We start from the raw sequence: 17445 nt of genomic DNA on the forward strand, positions 1-17445 counted from the left end.
CCATTGGGAATTACCTGCTTATTCTTCGCTGGTGTGCACTTTACGGTGCAGGATCGCCTGGAATTCATCGGCGAAGGTGTAGTAACGGCTGATCAAGGTTTCGCCACGAGCGGCAAAACGGTTGTAGGCGATTACTGCGGGAATAGCTGCGAACAGGCCGATGGCGGTGGCGATCAGCGCTTCGGCGATACCCGGGGCCACGGTGGCCAGGGTCGCTTGCTGGGCCTGGGCCAGGCCGCGGAAGGAGTTCATGATCCCCCATACGGTACCGAACAGGCCGATATACGGGCTGACGGAACCTACGGTGGCGAGGAACGGCAGGCTTTGCTCAAGCTTTTCTTCTTCGCGGGAGATGGCGACGCGCATGGCACGGGCCACACCTTCCATGACCGCTTCCGGGTCAACGCCTGGCTGCTGGCGCAGACGGGAGAATTCCTTGAAGCCGGCGCGGAAGATCTGCTCGACGCCCGAATCCGGGTCCGGGTTGCTGCCCGCCTGGCGGTACAGCTTGGACAGGTCGATACCCGACCAGAAGCGCTCTTCGAAGCTCTCCAGGGCACGTCGACCAGCACGCAGCAGGTTGCTGCGCTGAAAAATCATGACCCAAGAGGTAACCGATGCGGCTACCAGGACCAGCATCACCAGTTGAACCACGACACTGGCATTGCTGACCAGGCTCCACATGGAGGAATGGTCGACGACGGTAGGTTCCACGCTAAATCTCCTGCTCTGAATGTTTACCCGCGCCGCTCACGCCGGCAAAGGCCGCGCGTAGAGTTTCGGGAATGGCCCGGGGTTTCAAACTATTGGTGCGAACACAGGCCACCAGGAACTGCCCCTCACAGAGCAGCGTTGCATCCGTAGCCCGCCTGACCTGCTGTTTAAAGCGCAGGCTGGCACGGTTCAATTCGGTTATTTCTGCGCTGACCAGCAGCTCGTCGTCCAGTCGCGCCGGCGCGTGGTAACGCGCCTCGCTGGAATGCACGACAAACAACAGGTCCTCCCCTGCCAGCTGGGATTGGGCAAAGCCCAGATCCCGTAGCCGCTCGGTTCGAGCCCGCTCCATGAACTTTAGGTAATTGACGTAATAAACGATGCCGCCAGCATCGGTGTCCTCGTAATAAACGCGACAGCGATGTGCGAACGACTGATCCCCGTTTTGCGCGCGCATACTCTAGTGCTTACTCCTCAGGTTGCCAATCCGGCCAGGCAACTGTTTTTCATTCTGTGGCACATTTCTAACGAAAGAATGACGACGCCAGCCACTAGGACAGCACAAACTCCGAATAAATCGAATCGCCAAGCGTTTTTAATCGTCTACTGCATCGAGGAATTCGTCTACTACGGGCATCTCGCCCAATCGTGACGGAATGTTTAACCCAAAGTGCAGATACGCATGCCGGGTGACCACACGCCCCCTTGGCGTGCGCATGATGTAGCCCTGCTGAATCAGATACGGCTCCAGTACATCCTCAATCGTATGCCGCTCTTCGCTGATGGCGGCGGCGAGGCTGTCCACGCCCACCGGGCCGCCATCGAACTTCTCGATCATGGTCAACAGCAGGCGCCGGTCCTGGTGATCAAAGCCATGCTCATCCACATCCAGCAGGTTCAGCGCCAGGTCTGCCACGGGCTTGGTGATATGCCCCTTGGCCCGCACTTCGGCAAAGTCGCGCACCCGGCGCAGCAGACGGTTGGCAATCCGCGGGGTACCACGGGCGCGGCGGGCGATTTCAAAGGCGCCTTCCGGGTCCAGGGGCAAGCCAAGGATGCTCGCCGAACGGCTGACGATGGTGGCCAGATCCGCCGTGCTATAGAACTCTAGACGTTGAACAATCCCGAAACGGTCTCGCAGCGGGTTGGTCAGCATGCCCGCACGGGTGGTCGCACCCACCAGCGTGAACGGTGGCAGGTCGAGCTTGATCGAGCGCGCCGCCGGGCCTTCACCGATCATGATGTCCAGCTGGAAGTCTTCCATGGCCGGGTACAGTACTTCCTCGACGATGGGCGAAAGCCGGTGGATCTCGTCGATAAACAGTACGTCGTGGGGCTCCAGGTTGGTCAGCAGCGCCGCCAGGTCGCCCGGGCGCTCCAGCACGGGGCCGGAGGTGGACTTGATCGACACGCCCATTTCCTGGGCGATGATGTTGGCCAGGGTGGTCTTGCCGAGCCCGGGCGGGCCGAAGATCAACGTGTGGTCCAGGGACTCGCTGCGCCCGCGCGCGGCCTGGATGAACAGCTCCATCTGCTCGCGCACGGTGGGCTGGCCGATGTATTCGGCAAGGCTCAGGGGGCGAATCGCCCGGTCCTGGATTTCTTCACGATCACGAGGCCCGGTGGCCGCGATCAGACGATCAGCTTCAATCACTTAAATCATTCCCTTCAGGGCGCGGCGGATCATGTCTTCGCTGCTCAGGTTCTTGTCCTTGATGGCTGACACGGCCTTGCTCGCCTCTTGCGGCTTGTAGCCCAGGGAGATCAGCGCGCTGACCGCATCGCTTTCAGCGCTGGCCACCGGCACACCCGGCGCATCAGGCTGGTTGGGCACCAGGGCAAACATGCTCGGCACAACCTCCCAGGCCTTGAAGCGGTCTTTGAGCTCCACCAGCAGGCGCTCGGCGGTTTTCTTGCCAACGCCCGGCACCTTGGTCAGCGCGGACGTGTCCTGGGCCGACACACAGCGCACCAATTCATCCACTTCCAGGCTCGACATCAGCGCCAGCGCCAGCTTCGGCCCCACGCCGTTGAGGCGGATCAGCTCACGGAAAAAATCCCGGTCACGCTTGCCAACGAACCCATAGAGCAATTGCGCGTCTTCGCGCACCACCAGGTGAGTGTGCAGGGTCAGCGGTTCACCGACCGACGGTAAGCGGTAGAGGGTGGTCATGGGCACTTCAAGCTCATAACCCAGCCCGTTTACATCCAGAATCAGGTGCGGTGGCTGTTTCTCAGCCAGGGTGCCGCGCAAGCGTCCAATCACGTTCGAATCCTTAAGAATCGGCTCAAATCAAGGCCTGGCCGGTAATAACGCGGGCATGCCGGCCGACAGCACAGGCCGTTCATGCACCCCACGCAGAATGAATGCGCTGATGCTATCAGAGACGCAGCCGGCCGCCACGACTGCGTGCGGTCCCCAAGCCATGGGGCATCAGGCTGGAACGGGTATGGGCATGGCAAATGGCAATGGCCAGGGCGTCGGAGGCATCGATTTGCGGTTTGGCGGTGAGTTTGAGCATGTGCATGACCATCATCATCACCTGCTCTTTATTGGCAGCACCGGTACCGACCACGGCTTGCTTGACCTGGGTCGCGGTGTATTCAGCGATCTCCATGCCCTCCTCGGCTCCGGCCACAATGGCCGCACCGCGGGCCTGGCCGAGCTTCAGGGCGGAGTCGGCGTTTTTCGCCATGAACACTTTTTCGATGCCCATGGTCACCGGCCCATAGGTCTGGATCACTTCACGCACGCCGCGATACACGATCTGCAAGCGCTCGGCCAACTCGCCGGCGCCGGTACGGATACAGCCCGACGCCACGTACACGCAGCCTCGCGGGGTCTGTTGGACCACGCCAAAGCCGGTGATTCGCGAACCGGGGTCGATACCAAGGATTAGAGTCATAACGCCTGCAGTTGGATAAAAAATTCTTGATATAGCCAAGATCAAAATGTGGGAGCGGGCTTGCTCGCGAAGGCGGTGTATCAGTCACCGTATTGACTGACTGACACGCCGCCTTCGCGAGCAAGCCCGCTCCCACATTAGATCTGCATCATCCTTCAGCCTAGCTGTTCGGCCACCGATTCCGGAATATCGGCATTGGAATAGACGTTCTGCACGTCATCCAGGTCTTCAAGCATGTCGAGCATCTTGAGTACCTTCTGCGCCCCGTCCAGGTCCAGCTCGGCGCTGGTGGTCGGCAGCATCACGATTTCCGCGTCGGTGCCTTTGAAACCAGCCGCTTCCAGGGCGTTACGCACCGAATAGAAGCCCGCGAACGAGGTGAACACGTCGATGGAGCCGTCTTCGTTGGTCACCACGTCGTCGGCATCGGCCTCCATTGCCGCCTCAATCAGCGCATCCTCATCCACGCCCGGCGCGAAGGAAATCTGCCCCTTGCGCTCAAACAGGTAGGCCACCGAACCGTCAGTGCCGAGGTTGCCGCCACATTTGCTGAACGCATGGCGCACGGCAGCCGCGGTACGGTTGCGGTTGTCGGTCATGCACTCGACCATCACCGCCACGCCACCCGGGCCGTAGCCTTCGTAGCTCAACTCGACCATGTCGTCTGTATCGGCCGCACCGGCACCACGGGCCACGGCGCGGTCGATGATGTCGCGGCTCATGTTGGCGCCGAGGGCCTTGTCCAGGGCCAGGCGCAGGCGCGGGTTGGAACCCGGGTCACCACCACCCTGGCGCGCGGCAACGGTCAGCTCGCGAATCCACTTGGTGAAGATCTTGCCTTTCTTGGCATCCTGACGCTCTTTGCGGTGCTTGATGTTCGCCCACTTGGAATGGCCAGCCATAACACAACTCCGAAATTCTGTAGAAACCTGTCGATCCCGCCCCAGGCGGGACTTCCCTCTTTAACGTGCAGCCCTTGTAACGCAAAGGCGCATCCGAAGATGCGCCCTTAGCTGACAATGTAAAACCTTATCGCGCTTTCACGCTGCGGCCTTACTCAGCCTTTGGTGTCTCGCGCAGACGGATATGCAGCTCGCGCAGTGCCTTGGCATCCACCACACCCGGCGCTTGCGTCATGACGTCGGCAGCACTTTGGGTTTTCGGGAAGGCAATCACTTCACGGATCGACTGGGCACCGGTCATCAGCATCACCAGACGGTCCAGGCCAAAGGCCAGGCCGCCATGGGGTGGCGCGCCGTATTTCAGGGCGTCAAGCAGGAAGCCGAACTTCTCTTGCTGCTCATCTTCGTTGATGCCCAGCAGGCGGAAGACCGATTGCTGCATTTCCTTGCGGTGGATACGGATCGAACCGCCACCCAGCTCGGTGCCGTTGAGCACCATGTCGTAGGCACGGGACAGAGCGCCAGCCGGGTTGGCTTCCAGCTCTTGCGGCGTGCACTTCGGCGCGGTGAACGGGTGGTGCAGTGCGCTGAAGCTGCCGTCGTCGTTTTCTTCGAACATCGGGAAGTCGACAACCCACATCGGCGCCCACTGGCAGGTCAGCAGGTTCAGGTCGTTGCCGACCTTGATCCGCAGTGCACCCAGCGCTTCGCTGACGATCTTGGACTTGTCGGCACCGAAGAACACGATGTCGCCGTCAACCGCGCCAACACGATCCAGGATCACATTGAGGTTGGCTTCAGGGATGTTCTTGACGATTGGCGACTGCAGGCCTTCGACGCCCTTGGCGCGCTCGTTGACCTTGATGTACGCCAGGCCCTTGGCACCGTAGATGCCGACGAACTTGGTGTAGTCGTCGATCTGCTTGCGCGGCATGCTCGCAGCGCCAGGCACGCGCAGTGCGGCGATACGGCATTTCGGGTCGTTGGCCGGGCCGCTGAACACCTTGAAGTCGACATCTTTCAGTTGGTCTTCAACGTCAACCAGTTCCAGCGGGTTACGCAGGTCTGGCTTGTCGGAACCGTAACGGCGCATGGCTTCTTCGAAGGTCATGTGCGGGAATTCGCCGAACTCCAGGTTCAGCACTTCCTTGAACAGGTTGCGGATCATCTGCTCGGTGATGCCCATGATCTCTTTTTCATCGAGGAAACTGGTCTCGATGTCGATCTGGGTGAATTCAGGCTGGCGGTCGGCCCGCAGGTCTTCGTCACGGAAGCACTTGGCAATCTGGTAGTAACGGTCGAAGCCGGCGACCATCAGCAGTTGCTTGAACAGCTGTGGCGATTGCGGCAGGGCGAAGAAGGAACCGGCGTGGGTCCGGCTCGGCACCAGGTAGTCGCGGGCGCCTTCCGGGGTAGCACGGGTCAGGATCGGCGTCTCGACGTCGAGGAAGCCGTTCTCGTCGAGGAAGCGACGGATGCTGGTGGTCATGCGCGAACGCAGGCGCAGCTTCTCGGCCATTTCCGGGCGACGCAGGTCCAGGAAGCGATAACGCAGGCGGGTTTCTTCGCCAACGTCAGAGAACTCGTTCAGCGGGAACGGCGGGGTTTCCGACTCGTTCAGCACTTCCAGTTCGTAACCCAGCACTTCGATCATGCCCGACGCCATGTTGGCGTTGGTGGCACCGGCCGGACGCAGGCGAACCTTGCCGGTGATCTTCACGACGTACTCGCTGCGCACGCGATCGGCGGCGGCGAAGCTCTCGGCGCGGTCCGGATCGAACACCACCTGGGCCAGACCATCACGATCACGGATATCGAGGAAGATCACCCCGCCGTGGTCGCGGCGACGGTGAACCCATCCGCAAAGGGTGATTTCCTGACCTTCCAGGGTCTCGTTCAGTTGGCCGCAATAGTGGCTGCGCATCATGATAGTGGTTTCGCTTCTCGTAATTCGAAATTCGGTGGAGGCCCGCCTCATCACCGTACAGCTAAGTCAGGTGACGGATAATGCAGGAGCCTGCGCGTAGAGTTCAACTCAGTCTGCTTTGTCGCCGCCGGCCAGATTCTTCTTCGAACCGGTCTTGAAGTCGGTCTCGTACCAACCGTTGCCACTCAGGCGAAAGCCCGGCATGGACAACATCTTCTTGAGCTCCGGTGCCTGGCAGGCAGGGCAATCGACCAGCGGCGCTGCGCTGATCTTTTGAATGGCTTCCAACTGATGACCACAGGAAGCGCATTGATAGTCGTACATGGGCATGGAGATGTCTCGGCGATCAGATCATTACTGCGCCACGCCCTGCCCTGGCTCTATCCTGTGGGAAAGTCCCGGCATGCGCAGCAAAGCCCGGGATTATATCTGGTAAATCGAGGCTGTGCAGCCGTAGCGGCGCGCTGCTCTTTATATAGATGACTGCAGCAGGCTTCTGCCGGGCGCCCGACCCGGGGCAATCCCGGGACGGGCGCCCGGCACAAGGTTCATGCAGGGTCCGGCTGGACACTGGGCGCGACAAGCCGCCCTTTCAATACATGCACCACGCAAACCACCCTGACCAGACCGCTGAAGTTCTTTACACCGCCATAACGCAAGTGCACTTCCCGGTCCACGTAAGACAGCAGCGCACTGACCGAACACGTATTGATCCTGGCGATCTCCGCGAGGATATTCCAATACACCTCTTCGAGCCGCAAACACGTCGAAAAACCATTAAGCCGAACCGATCGGGACAATGGCCTGGCCAAGTTCATATCGAACCCCTTGGCAAAGGGATCTACCTTTATCTTGTGCAATCCGCACGTTTCCATAACTCCATTACCTGCTCCGCGTGACATACACTTGACACTCCATTGCCTGACGGCCACTCATGTTCTCGTTGGCCGTTGAGCTATAAAACATCAAGACGACAAGTGCAGCCAGAAGACAGGGAGCCGATCACCGTAGGACAAGCCAACGCGCGTATCAGGAAGCTCGCGGAATCACGGAAATCGCCGGGAAGCAGGCATGCGAGGGGCGTCAGCTCGACGCCCTCCCGCCACCGGTGTTATTTGTTTTCGAGCAGGGAACGCAACATCCATGCGGTCTTTTCATGCACTTGCATACGCTGGGTCAGCAAGTCCGCCGTCGGTTCATCACTGACTTTATCCAACAACGGGAAGATCCCCCGAGCTGTGCGAGTCACCGCTTCCTGGCCTTCGACCAGTTGCTTGATCATGTCTTCAGCGCTCGGCACACCCTCTTCTTCCTTGATCGAAGAAAGTCGCGCATACACCGAGTAGGCACCCGGTGCGGGAAAGCCCAGGGCACGAATACGCTCTGCGATTGAATCCACCGCCAGCGCCAGTTCGTTGTACTGCTCTTCAAACATCAAGTGCAGTGTACGAAACATGGGCCCCGTTACGTTCCAATGGAAGTTGTGGGTCTTCAGGTAAAGTACATAGGTATCGGAAAGCAGTCGCGAAAGTCCATCAACGATTGATTTACGGTCTTCTTCACTGATACCAATATCGATTGCCATGTGTTTCCCCTTCAATTGATAAAAATTCATTGATCAGGTGCAGGACCACTCTAGCAAGAGTGCCGGCCGTGCGCAGCCTGGCTGACCCTTTCGAGGTGCGGCAAATCGCCCCTTGCAGAGCGGGCTTGCCCGACAGGCAAGGCTTCAACAGCTACCGGAAAAATTACCCAGCACCTGCGAAAAAGCCTGCACCTGTCTAGGACAAGTGTTTGACGCAGAAATGCCGTGCCCCTTGTAACAGCCTGAAATGCTTGATTTGAGTAGGCACAGGCTTTGCTGTTAAATAGGCAGCGTGTCGCCGCCGATATTTTTCGCGGCAAGCGGCATAGGCTGATACCCGTGCACGTGCCCAACGCCTCCCATTGTTCAGAAGCGAACCGTGCCCGTCAGCTCTTCCTTGTGATCCGTCTTAACGTGAGTTAATCAAAATGTTGAAAATCGTCCACCTGCTAACGGGCGCTGCAGCTTTGCTGCTGTCCTTTATCCCCAGCCTGCGATCAGAGACCCTGCCTTACCTGCAGCAACCTGACGCTCTCTACCTGACCTTCTTTGGTCTTCTTAACCTGACACTGGCTCCAGTCATTCCATACTGGAACAAAGGCCCGCGTCATCAACTGCAAAACCTGGTCAGCGCCCTGCTGGTCCTGGCTGTTGTCGTGCAAACCCTCACCCTGCTGGCGCCTATGCCTGAAGTGGGTGGCCACCCGGCCGTCCTGCTCAGCCTGGCAATAGCACTGGTCGCCATCGTTCTTCATCTGGCCATCAGTTTTTACCGCTCCTCCCCGGCCGCTGCGTCGCAAAGCTACGACATGACCAACCGGGATACCGGGACCGTCAAGTGGTTCAACACCTCCAAGGGCTTCGGCTTTATTTCCCGGGATTCGGGCGACGATATCTTCGTCCACTTCCGGGCGATTCGCGGCGAAGGCCATCGCGTACTGGTGGAAGGCCAGCGCGTGGAGTTCTCCGTCATGAACCGTGACAAGGGGCTGCAAGCTGAAGATGTGATCGCCGCATTGCCGCGTCGCTGATTCCAGCACCCCGAAAAAAAGAAACCGCGATGCAGCCTGGCTGCATCGCGGTTTTTTTATGCCCGGGGGGTCAACCCCTGCCTTATTAATAATGAGGCGGCGGCGCCTCTTCCTCGGACGACTCGAACTGGCCGCCCATTTCTTCCTGGCGCTTGAGCAACGCAGTCATCTGCAACTGCAGGCGTTCCACCGCACGCTGCTGGGTGACCAGGATGTCATTCAGGGTCTCGATGGTGTCGTCCTGAAAGGCCAGGCGGCTTTCCAGGTCGGTCACGCGGGCTTGAAGATCCATGGCTCAAGCCTCCAGGAACGTGAAGTCGGCCGGCAGGATCTCGCGCAGGCGCGCACGAATTGCCACCACTTGCTCGTCACTGTAAGGCTTCGCCGGGTGCTTGCCCCAGACCGGCGCAGGCCAGGCCGCGTCGTCGCGCTTGCGTACGATCACATGCACGTGCAGTTGGCTGACCACATTACCCAAGGCACCGATATTCATCTTGTCGGCGCCGAACCCTTCGTTCAGCCACTGTGCCAGCGCCGTGCTTTCCTGCCACACCCGCTGCTGGTCGGCGACATCCAGTTGAAACACTTCGCTGATACCGTCGATGCGCGGCACCAGGATGAACCAGGGGTAATTCGAGTCATTGGAAAGCAGCAGCCGACACAGGGGGAAATCCCCGATAGGCAAGGTGTCTTGTTGAAGGCGTGGATCTAAGGCGAACACAGCAGTCACTCCCGTTCGGCGGGTCAGGTTTCAGGCGCCCAGCATACCTGCGAATGCCGGTCGCTTCACGGCGAATGCGCGTGGCCGAATACGCGCCCAAACAGGACGCCACGAAAAAAAGCGCACCATTTCGAGACAGGCCAATATTTCAGCTACGCTAAATGACCAATGTATCCAATTCTGGTCAAAGTCGGGACGCAGAACATGCTTCAAGACCTTGAGCCAGACGGCTTTCAAAAGGCCAAGGGTGAACGGGAGCAGAAACGCAGTCAGTGAAGCACTGCACCAAAATGACCCATTTGTGCTTCAAAGGGATCCGCCAACTACCCACCGAACGGGGTGAACCGGTAACGTTTTGCTCTCGTACAGGTTTTATTCGCCACCAAACCGGAGTACGGCAGGCGCGTCAAGGCCAAACCAAACGGCGTAAAAAGCCCGTGCTTATGCGGTTTTTACAGGCCGTTGACACTTTTCACGAAAAAATCACATTCGGTTACGGGTTTGTGCACGCTTGTTGCATTCACACCCATATCGTCGACAACGGCACCGGCGGGAAGCAGGTGTTTCGCGACGGAAAATAACAGCGGTTCAATGCCTGACAGGGATGAATTGAAACTTTCAGGGGTGACTTTTCCACCCCGCTTCCAAGGTTTTTAAACAGCATTGAAGTTGTCAGTCCGGTTACAAGTGGACTGTGAATTTGCGACATGGAGCTAGCAATTTACGACAGGCCCGTAAAGAAGCTGAAAGGATAGATGTGCAAGTATCGTCAATAATGTCTGCGTGATATAACTTTGCGCCGACACAAAAAAGAAAGAGCCGCCCAGACAAAAATATAGGTGGGACGGCAGTACTCTTCCTAAAACCAAAGGAGCAAATCACGATGCGCGTGATGAAGTGGAGCATGATCGCCCTGGCTGTTTCAGCAGGCACCTCGCAGTTCGCAATGGCGTCCTCCCAGGACGATTCCAAGGGCTTTGTTGAAGACAGCACTTTCAGCATCAACACTCGCCTCCTGAACTTTAGCCGCGACTTCCGTAACAATGACACCGGCAAGAGCCGCGTCGACGAAACCGGTCTGGGCTTCAACGGCCTGTACCAGTCGGGCTTCACCCAAGGCACCATCGGTGTGGGTGTCGACGTCATCGGTCTGTTGGGCGTCAAACTGGACAGCGGCAAGGGTCGTTCCGGCACTGGCCTGTTTCCAACTGGCTCCGACGGTCGCGCTCAGGATGATTACTCCAAGGGCGGCGGCGCAGTTAAGTTCCGTATCTCCGATACGGTCCTGAAAATCGGCGACCAGTACACCACCGCGCCTGTATTCGCTTCCGATGACAGCCGTCTGCTGCCTGAATTGCCACAGGGTATCTCGCTGACCAGCAACGAGATCAAAGGCCTGAAACTTGAAGGCGGTCACTTCACTTCGAGCGTGGCACAAGCCCAGACCTACCGCGACAGCCTGGGCCTGACAAAAACCGACTTCATCGGTGGTGTCTACGCCCTGACTCCAGAAGTCAGCGCCAGCCTCTACTACGCGAAGACCGAAGACTACTGGAAAAAAACCTACGCCAACCTGAACTGGACCCATGCGCTCAGCAATGAGCAGTCCCTGGCAGTCGACTTCAACATCTACAGCACCAAAAGTGATGGCGCTGGCCTGCAACGGGCTGAGAAAGACGGCACCACCAAACTGGACAACCGTGCCTACAGCTTGCAAGGCGCGTACACCATCCAGGCTCACACCTTTACCCTGGCCTACCAGAAGGTCAGCGGTGACGGTGACTACGGCTACGGCGTAGACGGCGGCGGCACGATCTTCCTTGCCAACTCCATCGCTCGTTCCGACTTCAACGCTGAAGACGAGAAGTCGTTCCAGGCTCGCTACGACCTGAACATGGCGACTTTCGGCGTACCAGGCCTGAGCTTCATGACTCGCTACGTCAAAGGTACCGGCGCCAACACCGCCGACACCTCGAACGGCAAAGAGTGGGAACGTGACATCGAAGCCAAGTACGTGATCCAGAGCGGCCCGGCAAAAGACCTGAGCCTGCGCGTGCGTCAAGCCACTTATCGCTCCAGCGATGGTGTGTACTACGGTTCGGCGTCCATCGACGAACTGCGTCTGATCGCGCAATACCCGCTGAACATCTTGTAATTGGCAGTTTGATTACAACGATGACTTAGGGTTTCGGCCCTAACTAAAAAGCCGCTCACTTGTTCGCAAGTGAGCGGCTTTTTTATTGCAACTTAATCTCAACAACCGGATAACTAGCAAGCTAACTATCTAGTTTAATCCTGCGTAACAAACCTGACACATCGGCCAGGTTTAATCATCCAGTCACACTATTACTTCCCAGCACTTTCCTGCATGACGCGAATAACCCGTTGTGGAAACGGAATATCAATCCCCGCCGCTTTCAAACGGTCACGTGCCAGTTCATTGAACATGAACATCACATCCCAGTAATCCGAAGTCTTGGTCCAGACTCGCAGGGATACCGTGATCGAACTGTCGCCCAAGGTCGAAACTACCGCTGCCGGCGCAGGATCAGCCAATACACGTGGATCCTTGGCCAGTTCCAGCAGCACTTCACGTGCTTTCTGCAGGTCGGCTTCATAGTCGACCCCCACGTCAAACACCACCTTGCGGGTCGGCTGACGGTTGGTGTTGGTGATGAGGCCGTTGGACAGGCTGCCGTTCGGGATGATCACCGTCTTGTTGTCGCCGGTGCGCAACACGGTGTGGAAGATCTGAATGCTGTCGACGGTACCGGAAGTGCCCTGGGCTTCGATCCAGTCACCAATGCGGAACGGACGGAACAACAGAATCAGCACGCCGCCGGCGAAGTTCGCCAGGCTGCCTTGCAAGGCCAGGCCGATGGCCAGGGTGGCGGCGCCGATCGCGGCAACGAACGAGGTGGTTGCGACGCCGATCATCGAGGCCACGTTGACCACCAGCATGACCTTGAGCGCAATGTTCGCAAGGCTGGTAATGAAGTGTTGCAGCGCCAGGTCAGCATTACGCAATGCCAGCAAACGCCCTACCCGGTGGGTCAAGACGTTGATCAGCCACCAACCGATGGCCAGGGTGACCACTGCCAGCAAAAATCGGCTGCCGTATTCCATGATCATCGGTAACCACGACTCCGAGGTCTTGATCAAGTGATCCACTTCAGCGTTCAAGTCCATCTACATTCTCCTGTTTGCCGGATGTGCGGCCTTATCAATCCCCACATAACAAATGAGCCCCGAAGGGCTCAATCGTTTCTGCAGGTTCTGGGCGTGGGACGTCAAAAACGTCCACAGGTTCCCGAGGGGTCCACTCAGTCGCGGAAGTTATTGAACTGCAGCGGCATGTCGAAGGTCTTGGCGCGCAGGGCAGCAATGGCCTCCTGCAAATCGTCACGCTTCTTGCCGGTGATACGCACCTGCTCGCCCTGGATGGCGGCCTGGACCTTGAGCTTGGCGTCCTTGACGTGAGCGACGATTTTCTTCGCCAGCTCCTTGTCGATGCCTTCCTTGAGCACGGCTTCCTGCTTCATCAGCTTGCCGGACGCATAGGCATCCTTGATTTCGAGGCATTGCGCGTCGATCTTGCGCTTGACCAGAGACAGCTTGAGGATCTCAATCATCGCTTCCAGCTGGAAGTCGGCTTCCGCGGTCAGGTTGACGGTCAGCTCTTTTTCCTTGAACTCGAAGCTGCCCTTGCCCTTCAAGTCATAGCGGCGATCCAGCTCCTTGACGGCGTTCTCGACGGCGTTGGTGACTTCATGTTTGTCCAGTTCGGATACCACGTCGAACGACGGCATGTAATTTCTCCAATAAAAAAGGGGCGCGGCTCAGTAGAGATGGAGCACGCCCGGGCTAAAATGCCCGGGCATTATAGCGGTTCTTTCGCCTCGTTCACTGCGGGCAGCCTTACGGAGTAAAAACTGATGTCGACCACCTGGCACGTCCTCGGCGCCGGCAGCCTCGGAACACTGTGGGCCGCCCGCCTGGCCCGCGCCGGGCTGCCCGTGTGCCTGATCCTGCGGGATCACAGGCGGTTGGCGAGTTATCAGACGGCCAATGGCCTGACCCTGGTCGAGCAAGGCGTGGCTCACACCTACCCGGTCGTCGGCGAAACCTCCGACAGCCCTGGGCCAATTCATCGCCTGCTGGTGGCATGCAAGGCCTACGACGCCCAGGAAGCCGTCGCACAGCTGGAACATCGACTGGTGCCGGACGCCGAACTGATCCTGTTGCAAAACGGGCTGGGCAGCCAGGACGCAGTCGCCGCCCAACTGCCCCAGGCACGCTGCATCTTCGCCTCCAGCACCGAAGGCGCGTTTCGCGAGAGTGACTGGCGAGTAGTGTTTGCCGGCCATGGCTACACCTGGCTGGGGGATGCTCGGCACCCTACTCCGCCGCTGTGGCTGGATGACCTGCATGCCGCCGGCATTCCCCATGAGTGGAGCACCGACATCCTCACCCGCCTGTGGCGCAAACTGGCCCTGAACTGCGCCATCAACCCGCTGACCGTGCTTTACCAATGTCGCAATGGCGAGCTGCAAGACCATCAGTGCGAAGTGGCCACCCTGTGCGCCGAACTCGCCGACCTGCTGGAATGCTGCGGCCAACCCGCTGCCGCAGAGGATTTGCACAGCGAAGTGGAACGGGTAATCCAGGCCACGGCGGCCAATTACTCCTCGATGTACCAGGACGTGGCCAGTGCCCGACGCACCGAAATCAGCTATTTGCTGGGCTACGCCTGCCAGGCGGCCGCCCGCCACCAACTGAGCTTGCCGCACCTGCAACAACTCCAGGCGCGCCTGGTACGGCAACTGTCTGCACGCGGATTGCCCAGCGACTGAAGCACGCGCTACCCTGCCTGCTTGTTCCTTTGCAGCGAAAACCTTGATGCCACTGCGCCAGCGTCTCGAAAATCTACCGGTTGGGCAGAAACTGCTGGCGGCCCTGCTGGTTTTGTTGACCACCGTCTTGCTGGTGGCCAACCTGACCTTTATCAGCGCCGCCTACTGGATCTCCCAGGAAAGCATGGCGCCCCAGGCCTTGCAGGCCATCGGTCGGCTGGTGTCCAACCCGTCGCTCGCCGCCGAGTCCCTGGACTCACCGCTCAAGGCGCAAACCCTGCTGGATGAACTGACCAGCTACTCGCCATTGCGGGCCGCGGCCTTATACGACGGAGATGGCACGCGCCTGGCCCAGCTGCAACATGCCAATCGCCTGCACCTGCCAGATAATTTCCGGGACATTGAAACCTGGCGTACCACCGAATTTCGCAGCAACCAGGTGATCACCCTGCCCCGTGCCGGCAAACCGTCCGGGCACTTGCTGTTGGTGGCCAGCAGCGAACTGCCGGTGGCTTTCTATACCGGGACCTTCACCGCCAGCCTGGGTATCCTGATCTTCAGCGTGCTGCTGTGGCTGGTGATCGCCCGGCAGATCAAGCGCCTGATTACCCGGCCGATCCATGAACTGGAAGAATTGTCGCGCCAGGTCACCCGGGAAGAGAACTACGCCCTGCGCGCCGGTCGCGGCAATCATGATGAAATCGGCAGCCTCGCCGAAGCTTTCAACACCATGCTTTCGCGCATTGAAGCCCGTGAGCAGCAACTCAAGCGCGCGCGAGACGATTCCCAGGCCGCCTACGATCAAGCCCAGGGCTTGGCGGAAGAAACCCGCCACACCAATCGCAAGCTGGAACTGGAAGTCCAGGTGCGCAGCAAGATCGAGAAAAAGCTCACCGGCTTCCAGAACTACCTCAACAGCATCATCGACTCGATGCCCTCGGCGCTGATCGCCCTCGACGAACAACTCTACGTCACCCAGTGGAACCAGGAAGCCAGCGCACTTTCCGGGACCCGCCTGGACGAGGCGCTGAACCAGCCGATCTTCCTCGCCTTCCAGCCGCTCAAGCCGTTCCTGCCGCAGATCAAGGCCACGGTAGAGCAACACACCGTAGAGCGGATCGAGCGCGTTACCTGGGTCAAGGATGACGAACCCAAGCACTACGCCCTGACCTTCTACCCGTTGATGGGCGGTGCCGGACGCGGCGTGGTGATCCGGATCGACGACATCACCCAGCGCCTGTCCCTGGAAGAAATGATGGTGCAGTCAGAGAAAATGCTCTCGGTCGGTGGCCTGGCCGCCGGCATGGCGCACGAAATCAACAACCCGTTGGGAGCGATCCTGCATAACGTGCAGAACATTCGCCGCCGGTTGTCCAACGAACTGCCGAAAAACCTCGAGCACGCCGAACAGGCGGGCATCGACCTGGACTCGGTCAACCGCTACCTGCAAAGCCGCGAAGTGCCACAGTTGCTCGACGGCATCCAGCAGGCTGGCGCCCGGGCGGCGAAAATCGTCACTCATATGCTCAGCTTCAGCCGCCGCAGCAACCGGCAGATGGCGCCGTGCGACTTGCCGGCCTTGATCGATCAGGCCGTGGAAATTGCCGGCAACGACTTCGACCTCACCGTCGGCTTCGACTTCAAGGGCCAGGCGATCATCCGCCAGTTCGACCCGCAACTGGGCCCGGTCCCCGGCACCGCCAACGAACTGGAGCAAGTACTGCTCAACCTGCTGAAAAACGCCGCCCAGGCGATTCATCAGCGCGAAGACGGCAGCGAGCCCGGCCGGATCATCCTGCGCACCCGGCTCAACCCGCCGTGGGCAGAAATCCAGGTGGAAGACAACGGCATCGGTATGAGCGAGAACGTGCGCAAACGCACGTTTGAGCCGTTCTTCACCACCAAGGAAATCGGCCAGGGCACCGGGCTTGGGTTGTCGGTTTCGTATTTCATCATCACCAACAATCACAAGGGGCAGATGGAAGTGCATTCGACCCTTGGCCAGGGTACCTGCTTCACCTTGCGCCTGCCCCTGGCGGGCAGCCAATTGCCACCCAACGAACTCACTCAACTGGAGCGCTAACCATGGGCTTTCGCCTGTCGAAAATTTACACCCGTACCGGCGACAAGGGCGAAACCGGCCTGGGCGACGGTCGCCGCGTGCCCAAGGACCATCCACGGGTGGAGGCGATTGGCGAGGTGGATGCGCTGAACAGCCAGTTGGGTTTGTTGCTGGCGGGATTGGAGGAACAAAGCGGGCAGCATCCAGCGTTGAAGGATGTGATCGAGGTGCTGACACCTTGCCAGCATCGTCTGTTTGACCTGGGCGGCGAATTGGCGATGCCGGTGTACAAGGCGCTGAACGCGGCGGAAGTCGACCGGCTTGAGGCAGCGATCGATCGCTGGAATGAAGAGGTCGGGCCGCTGGAGAACTTCATTCTGCCGGGTGGTTCGGCGTTGATTGCCCAGGCCCATGTATGCCGAAGCCTGGCTCGTAGTGCGGAGCGCCGGTGTCAGCACCTGAATGCAGAGGAACCGCTGGAAGGCGTCGGGTTGGCGTACATCAACCGGCTGTCGGACTTGCTCTTTGTGGCAGCCAGGGTGATTGCCAAGCGCCAGGGCGTTGCAGAGATCTTGTGGCAGGCGGCGGCAAAGCCGCACTGACGCTTACTGACCGATTGCAACCTGTGGCGAGGGAGCTTGCTCCCGCTGGGCTGCGTAGCGGCCCCAAAAAAGCGGGAGCGCTGCGCACTCCAGCGGGAGCAAGCTCCCTCGCCACAACAGCTCCCCTGGCCACTCGCCAGGG

19 protein-coding genes are annotated in these 17445 nt (G+C 59.2%); 5 read left to right on the forward strand and 14 right to left on the reverse strand.

Annotation, left to right across the window (positions count from 1 at the left end):
- Nucleotides 1-18: 18 nt before the first annotated feature.
- From tolQ to HX824_RS13995, 10 genes are all read right to left on the reverse strand, one after another.
- Nucleotides 19-714, reverse strand: a complete 696-nt coding sequence (tolQ, locus tag HX824_RS13950; RefSeq protein WP_003209819.1) for a protein TolQ — start codon at nucleotides 712-714, stop codon at nucleotides 19-21.
- Between the two features lies 1 nt (nucleotide 715).
- Entirely contained in the window at nucleotides 716-1171 is a 456-nt protein-coding gene (gene ybgC, locus HX824_RS13955; RefSeq protein ID WP_177045890.1) for a tol-pal system-associated acyl-CoA thioesterase, read from the reverse strand.
- 138 nt (nucleotides 1172-1309) lie between these two features.
- The gene (ruvB, locus tag HX824_RS13960) at nucleotides 1310-2368 is read right to left on the reverse strand and encodes a Holliday junction branch migration DNA helicase RuvB (RefSeq protein WP_003209815.1); all 1059 of its coding nucleotides are present in this window, start codon (nucleotides 2366-2368) and stop codon (nucleotides 1310-1312) included.
- Nucleotides 2369-2980 (reverse strand): Holliday junction branch migration protein RuvA, encoded by a 612-nt coding sequence (gene ruvA, locus HX824_RS13965; RefSeq protein WP_003209814.1) that lies wholly within the window; start codon nucleotides 2978-2980, stop codon nucleotides 2369-2371.
- A gap of 115 nt (nucleotides 2981-3095) precedes the next feature.
- Entirely contained in the window at nucleotides 3096-3620 is a 525-nt protein-coding gene (ruvC, locus tag HX824_RS13970) for a crossover junction endodeoxyribonuclease RuvC (protein ID WP_003209812.1), read from the reverse strand.
- Nucleotides 3621-3775: 155 nt separating this feature from the next.
- Nucleotides 3776-4522, reverse strand: a complete 747-nt coding sequence (locus HX824_RS13975; RefSeq protein WP_003209810.1) for a YebC/PmpR family DNA-binding transcriptional regulator — start codon at nucleotides 4520-4522, stop codon at nucleotides 3776-3778.
- 151 nt (nucleotides 4523-4673) lie between these two features.
- Nucleotides 4674-6449 (reverse strand): aspartate--tRNA ligase, encoded by a 1776-nt coding sequence (gene aspS / locus HX824_RS13980; RefSeq protein ID WP_003209808.1) that lies wholly within the window; start codon nucleotides 6447-6449, stop codon nucleotides 4674-4676.
- A gap of 108 nt (nucleotides 6450-6557) precedes the next feature.
- A complete protein-coding gene (locus HX824_RS13985) occupies nucleotides 6558-6779 on the reverse strand; it encodes an FmdB family zinc ribbon protein (protein ID WP_003209804.1) in 222 nt (73 codons plus the stop codon).
- 218 nt (nucleotides 6780-6997) lie between these two features.
- Entirely contained in the window at nucleotides 6998-7351 is a 354-nt protein-coding gene (locus HX824_RS13990) for a ribbon-helix-helix domain-containing protein (protein WP_043225921.1), read from the reverse strand.
- 209 nt (nucleotides 7352-7560) lie between these two features.
- Nucleotides 7561-8034 (reverse strand): Dps family protein, encoded by a 474-nt coding sequence (locus HX824_RS13995; protein ID WP_003209800.1) that lies wholly within the window; start codon nucleotides 8032-8034, stop codon nucleotides 7561-7563.
- Nucleotides 8035-8462: 428 nt separating this feature from the next.
- On the opposite strand from HX824_RS13995, the gene HX824_RS32805 reads away from it, so the two are divergent.
- On the forward strand, nucleotides 8463-9065 hold the full coding sequence (locus HX824_RS32805; RefSeq protein ID WP_003209798.1) for a cold-shock protein: 603 nt from the start codon (nucleotides 8463-8465) through the stop codon (nucleotides 9063-9065).
- A gap of 85 nt (nucleotides 9066-9150) precedes the next feature.
- Here HX824_RS32805 and HX824_RS14005 read toward each other — a convergent pair whose 3' ends face one another.
- A complete protein-coding gene (locus HX824_RS14005; RefSeq protein ID WP_003209796.1) occupies nucleotides 9151-9357 on the reverse strand; it encodes a SlyX family protein in 207 nt (68 codons plus the stop codon).
- 3 nt (nucleotides 9358-9360) lie between these two features.
- A complete protein-coding gene (locus HX824_RS14010) occupies nucleotides 9361-9786 on the reverse strand; it encodes an HIT domain-containing protein (protein WP_003209794.1) in 426 nt (141 codons plus the stop codon).
- An 883-nt stretch (nucleotides 9787-10669) separates the two neighbouring features.
- On the opposite strand from HX824_RS14010, the gene HX824_RS14015 reads away from it, so the two are divergent.
- Nucleotides 10670-11941 carry an OprD family porin gene (locus tag HX824_RS14015; protein ID WP_003209790.1) on the forward strand — a complete coding sequence of 424 codons (1272 nt, stop codon included), beginning with the start codon at nucleotides 10670-10672 and terminating at the stop codon, nucleotides 11939-11941.
- A gap of 191 nt (nucleotides 11942-12132) precedes the next feature.
- Here HX824_RS14015 and HX824_RS14020 read toward each other — a convergent pair whose 3' ends face one another.
- Both HX824_RS14020 and HX824_RS14025 read right to left on the reverse strand, forming a co-directional pair.
- Nucleotides 12133-12975 carry a mechanosensitive ion channel family protein gene (locus tag HX824_RS14020; RefSeq protein WP_003209787.1) on the reverse strand — a complete coding sequence of 281 codons (843 nt, stop codon included), beginning with the start codon at nucleotides 12973-12975 and terminating at the stop codon, nucleotides 12133-12135.
- Nucleotides 12976-13109: 134 nt separating this feature from the next.
- Nucleotides 13110-13595 carry a YajQ family cyclic di-GMP-binding protein gene (locus tag HX824_RS14025; RefSeq protein ID WP_003209785.1) on the reverse strand — a complete coding sequence of 162 codons (486 nt, stop codon included), beginning with the start codon at nucleotides 13593-13595 and terminating at the stop codon, nucleotides 13110-13112.
- Between the two features lie 126 nt (nucleotides 13596-13721).
- On the opposite strand from HX824_RS14025, the gene HX824_RS14030 reads away from it, so the two are divergent.
- Genes HX824_RS14030 through HX824_RS14040 form a run of 3 tightly spaced genes read left to right on the forward strand, consistent with a single transcriptional unit; the run spans nucleotide 13722 to nucleotide 17303 of the window.
- Complete coding sequence (locus HX824_RS14030) at nucleotides 13722-14639, forward strand: putative 2-dehydropantoate 2-reductase (RefSeq protein ID WP_177054686.1); 918 nt, start codon at nucleotides 13722-13724, stop codon at nucleotides 14637-14639.
- 46 nt (nucleotides 14640-14685) lie between these two features.
- Nucleotides 14686-16722 (forward strand): ATP-binding protein, encoded by a 2037-nt coding sequence (locus HX824_RS14035; RefSeq protein ID WP_003209782.1) that lies wholly within the window; start codon nucleotides 14686-14688, stop codon nucleotides 16720-16722.
- A gap of 2 nt (nucleotides 16723-16724) precedes the next feature.
- Nucleotides 16725-17303, forward strand: a complete 579-nt coding sequence (locus tag HX824_RS14040; protein WP_008432363.1) for a cob(I)yrinic acid a,c-diamide adenosyltransferase — start codon at nucleotides 16725-16727, stop codon at nucleotides 17301-17303.
- The last annotated feature ends 142 nt before the right edge of the window (nucleotides 17304-17445 follow it).

The sequence above is a fragment of the Pseudomonas sp. D4002 genome (assembly GCF_013385665.1).
Lineage (GTDB): Bacteria > Pseudomonadota > Gammaproteobacteria > Pseudomonadales > Pseudomonadaceae > Aquipseudomonas.

Excerpts from the sequence above, each read along its gene's own strand:
- ruvC (WP_003209812.1), bottom strand. The coding sequence starts at position 3,620 with ATGACTCTAATCCTTGGTATCGACCCCGGTTCGCGAATCACCGGCTTT.
- HX824_RS32805 (WP_003209798.1), top strand. The coding sequence starts at position 8,463 with ATGTTGAAAATCGTCCACCTGCTAACGGGCGCTGCAGCTTTGCTGCTG.
- HX824_RS14030 (WP_177054686.1), top strand. The coding sequence starts at position 13,722 with ATGTCGACCACCTGGCACGTCCTCGGCGCCGGCAGCCTCGGAACACTG.
- HX824_RS14035 (WP_003209782.1), top strand. The coding sequence starts at position 14,686 with ATGCCACTGCGCCAGCGTCTCGAAAATCTACCGGTTGGGCAGAAACTG.
- HX824_RS13990 (WP_043225921.1), bottom strand. The coding sequence starts at position 7,351 with ATGTCACGCGGAGCAGGTAATGGAGTTATGGAAACGTGCGGATTGCAC.
- HX824_RS13975 (WP_003209810.1), bottom strand. The coding sequence starts at position 4,522 with ATGGCTGGCCATTCCAAGTGGGCGAACATCAAGCACCGCAAAGAGCGT.
- HX824_RS14005 (WP_003209796.1), bottom strand. The coding sequence starts at position 9,357 with ATGGATCTTCAAGCCCGCGTGACCGACCTGGAAAGCCGCCTGGCCTTT.
- HX824_RS14025 (WP_003209785.1), bottom strand. The coding sequence starts at position 13,595 with ATGCCGTCGTTCGACGTGGTATCCGAACTGGACAAACATGAAGTCACC.
- HX824_RS14040 (WP_008432363.1), top strand. The coding sequence starts at position 16,725 with ATGGGCTTTCGCCTGTCGAAAATTTACACCCGTACCGGCGACAAGGGC.
- aspS (WP_003209808.1), bottom strand. The coding sequence starts at position 6,449 with ATGATGCGCAGCCACTATTGCGGCCAACTGAACGAGACCCTGGAAGGT.
- HX824_RS13995 (WP_003209800.1), bottom strand. The coding sequence starts at position 8,034 with ATGGCAATCGATATTGGTATCAGTGAAGAAGACCGTAAATCAATCGTT.
- HX824_RS14015 (WP_003209790.1), top strand. The coding sequence starts at position 10,670 with ATGCGCGTGATGAAGTGGAGCATGATCGCCCTGGCTGTTTCAGCAGGC.
- ybgC (WP_177045890.1), bottom strand. The coding sequence starts at position 1,171 with ATGCGCGCGCAAAACGGGGATCAGTCGTTCGCACATCGCTGTCGCGTT.
- HX824_RS14020 (WP_003209787.1), bottom strand. The coding sequence starts at position 12,975 with ATGGACTTGAACGCTGAAGTGGATCACTTGATCAAGACCTCGGAGTCG.
- HX824_RS13985 (WP_003209804.1), bottom strand. The coding sequence starts at position 6,779 with ATGCCCATGTACGACTATCAATGCGCTTCCTGTGGTCATCAGTTGGAA.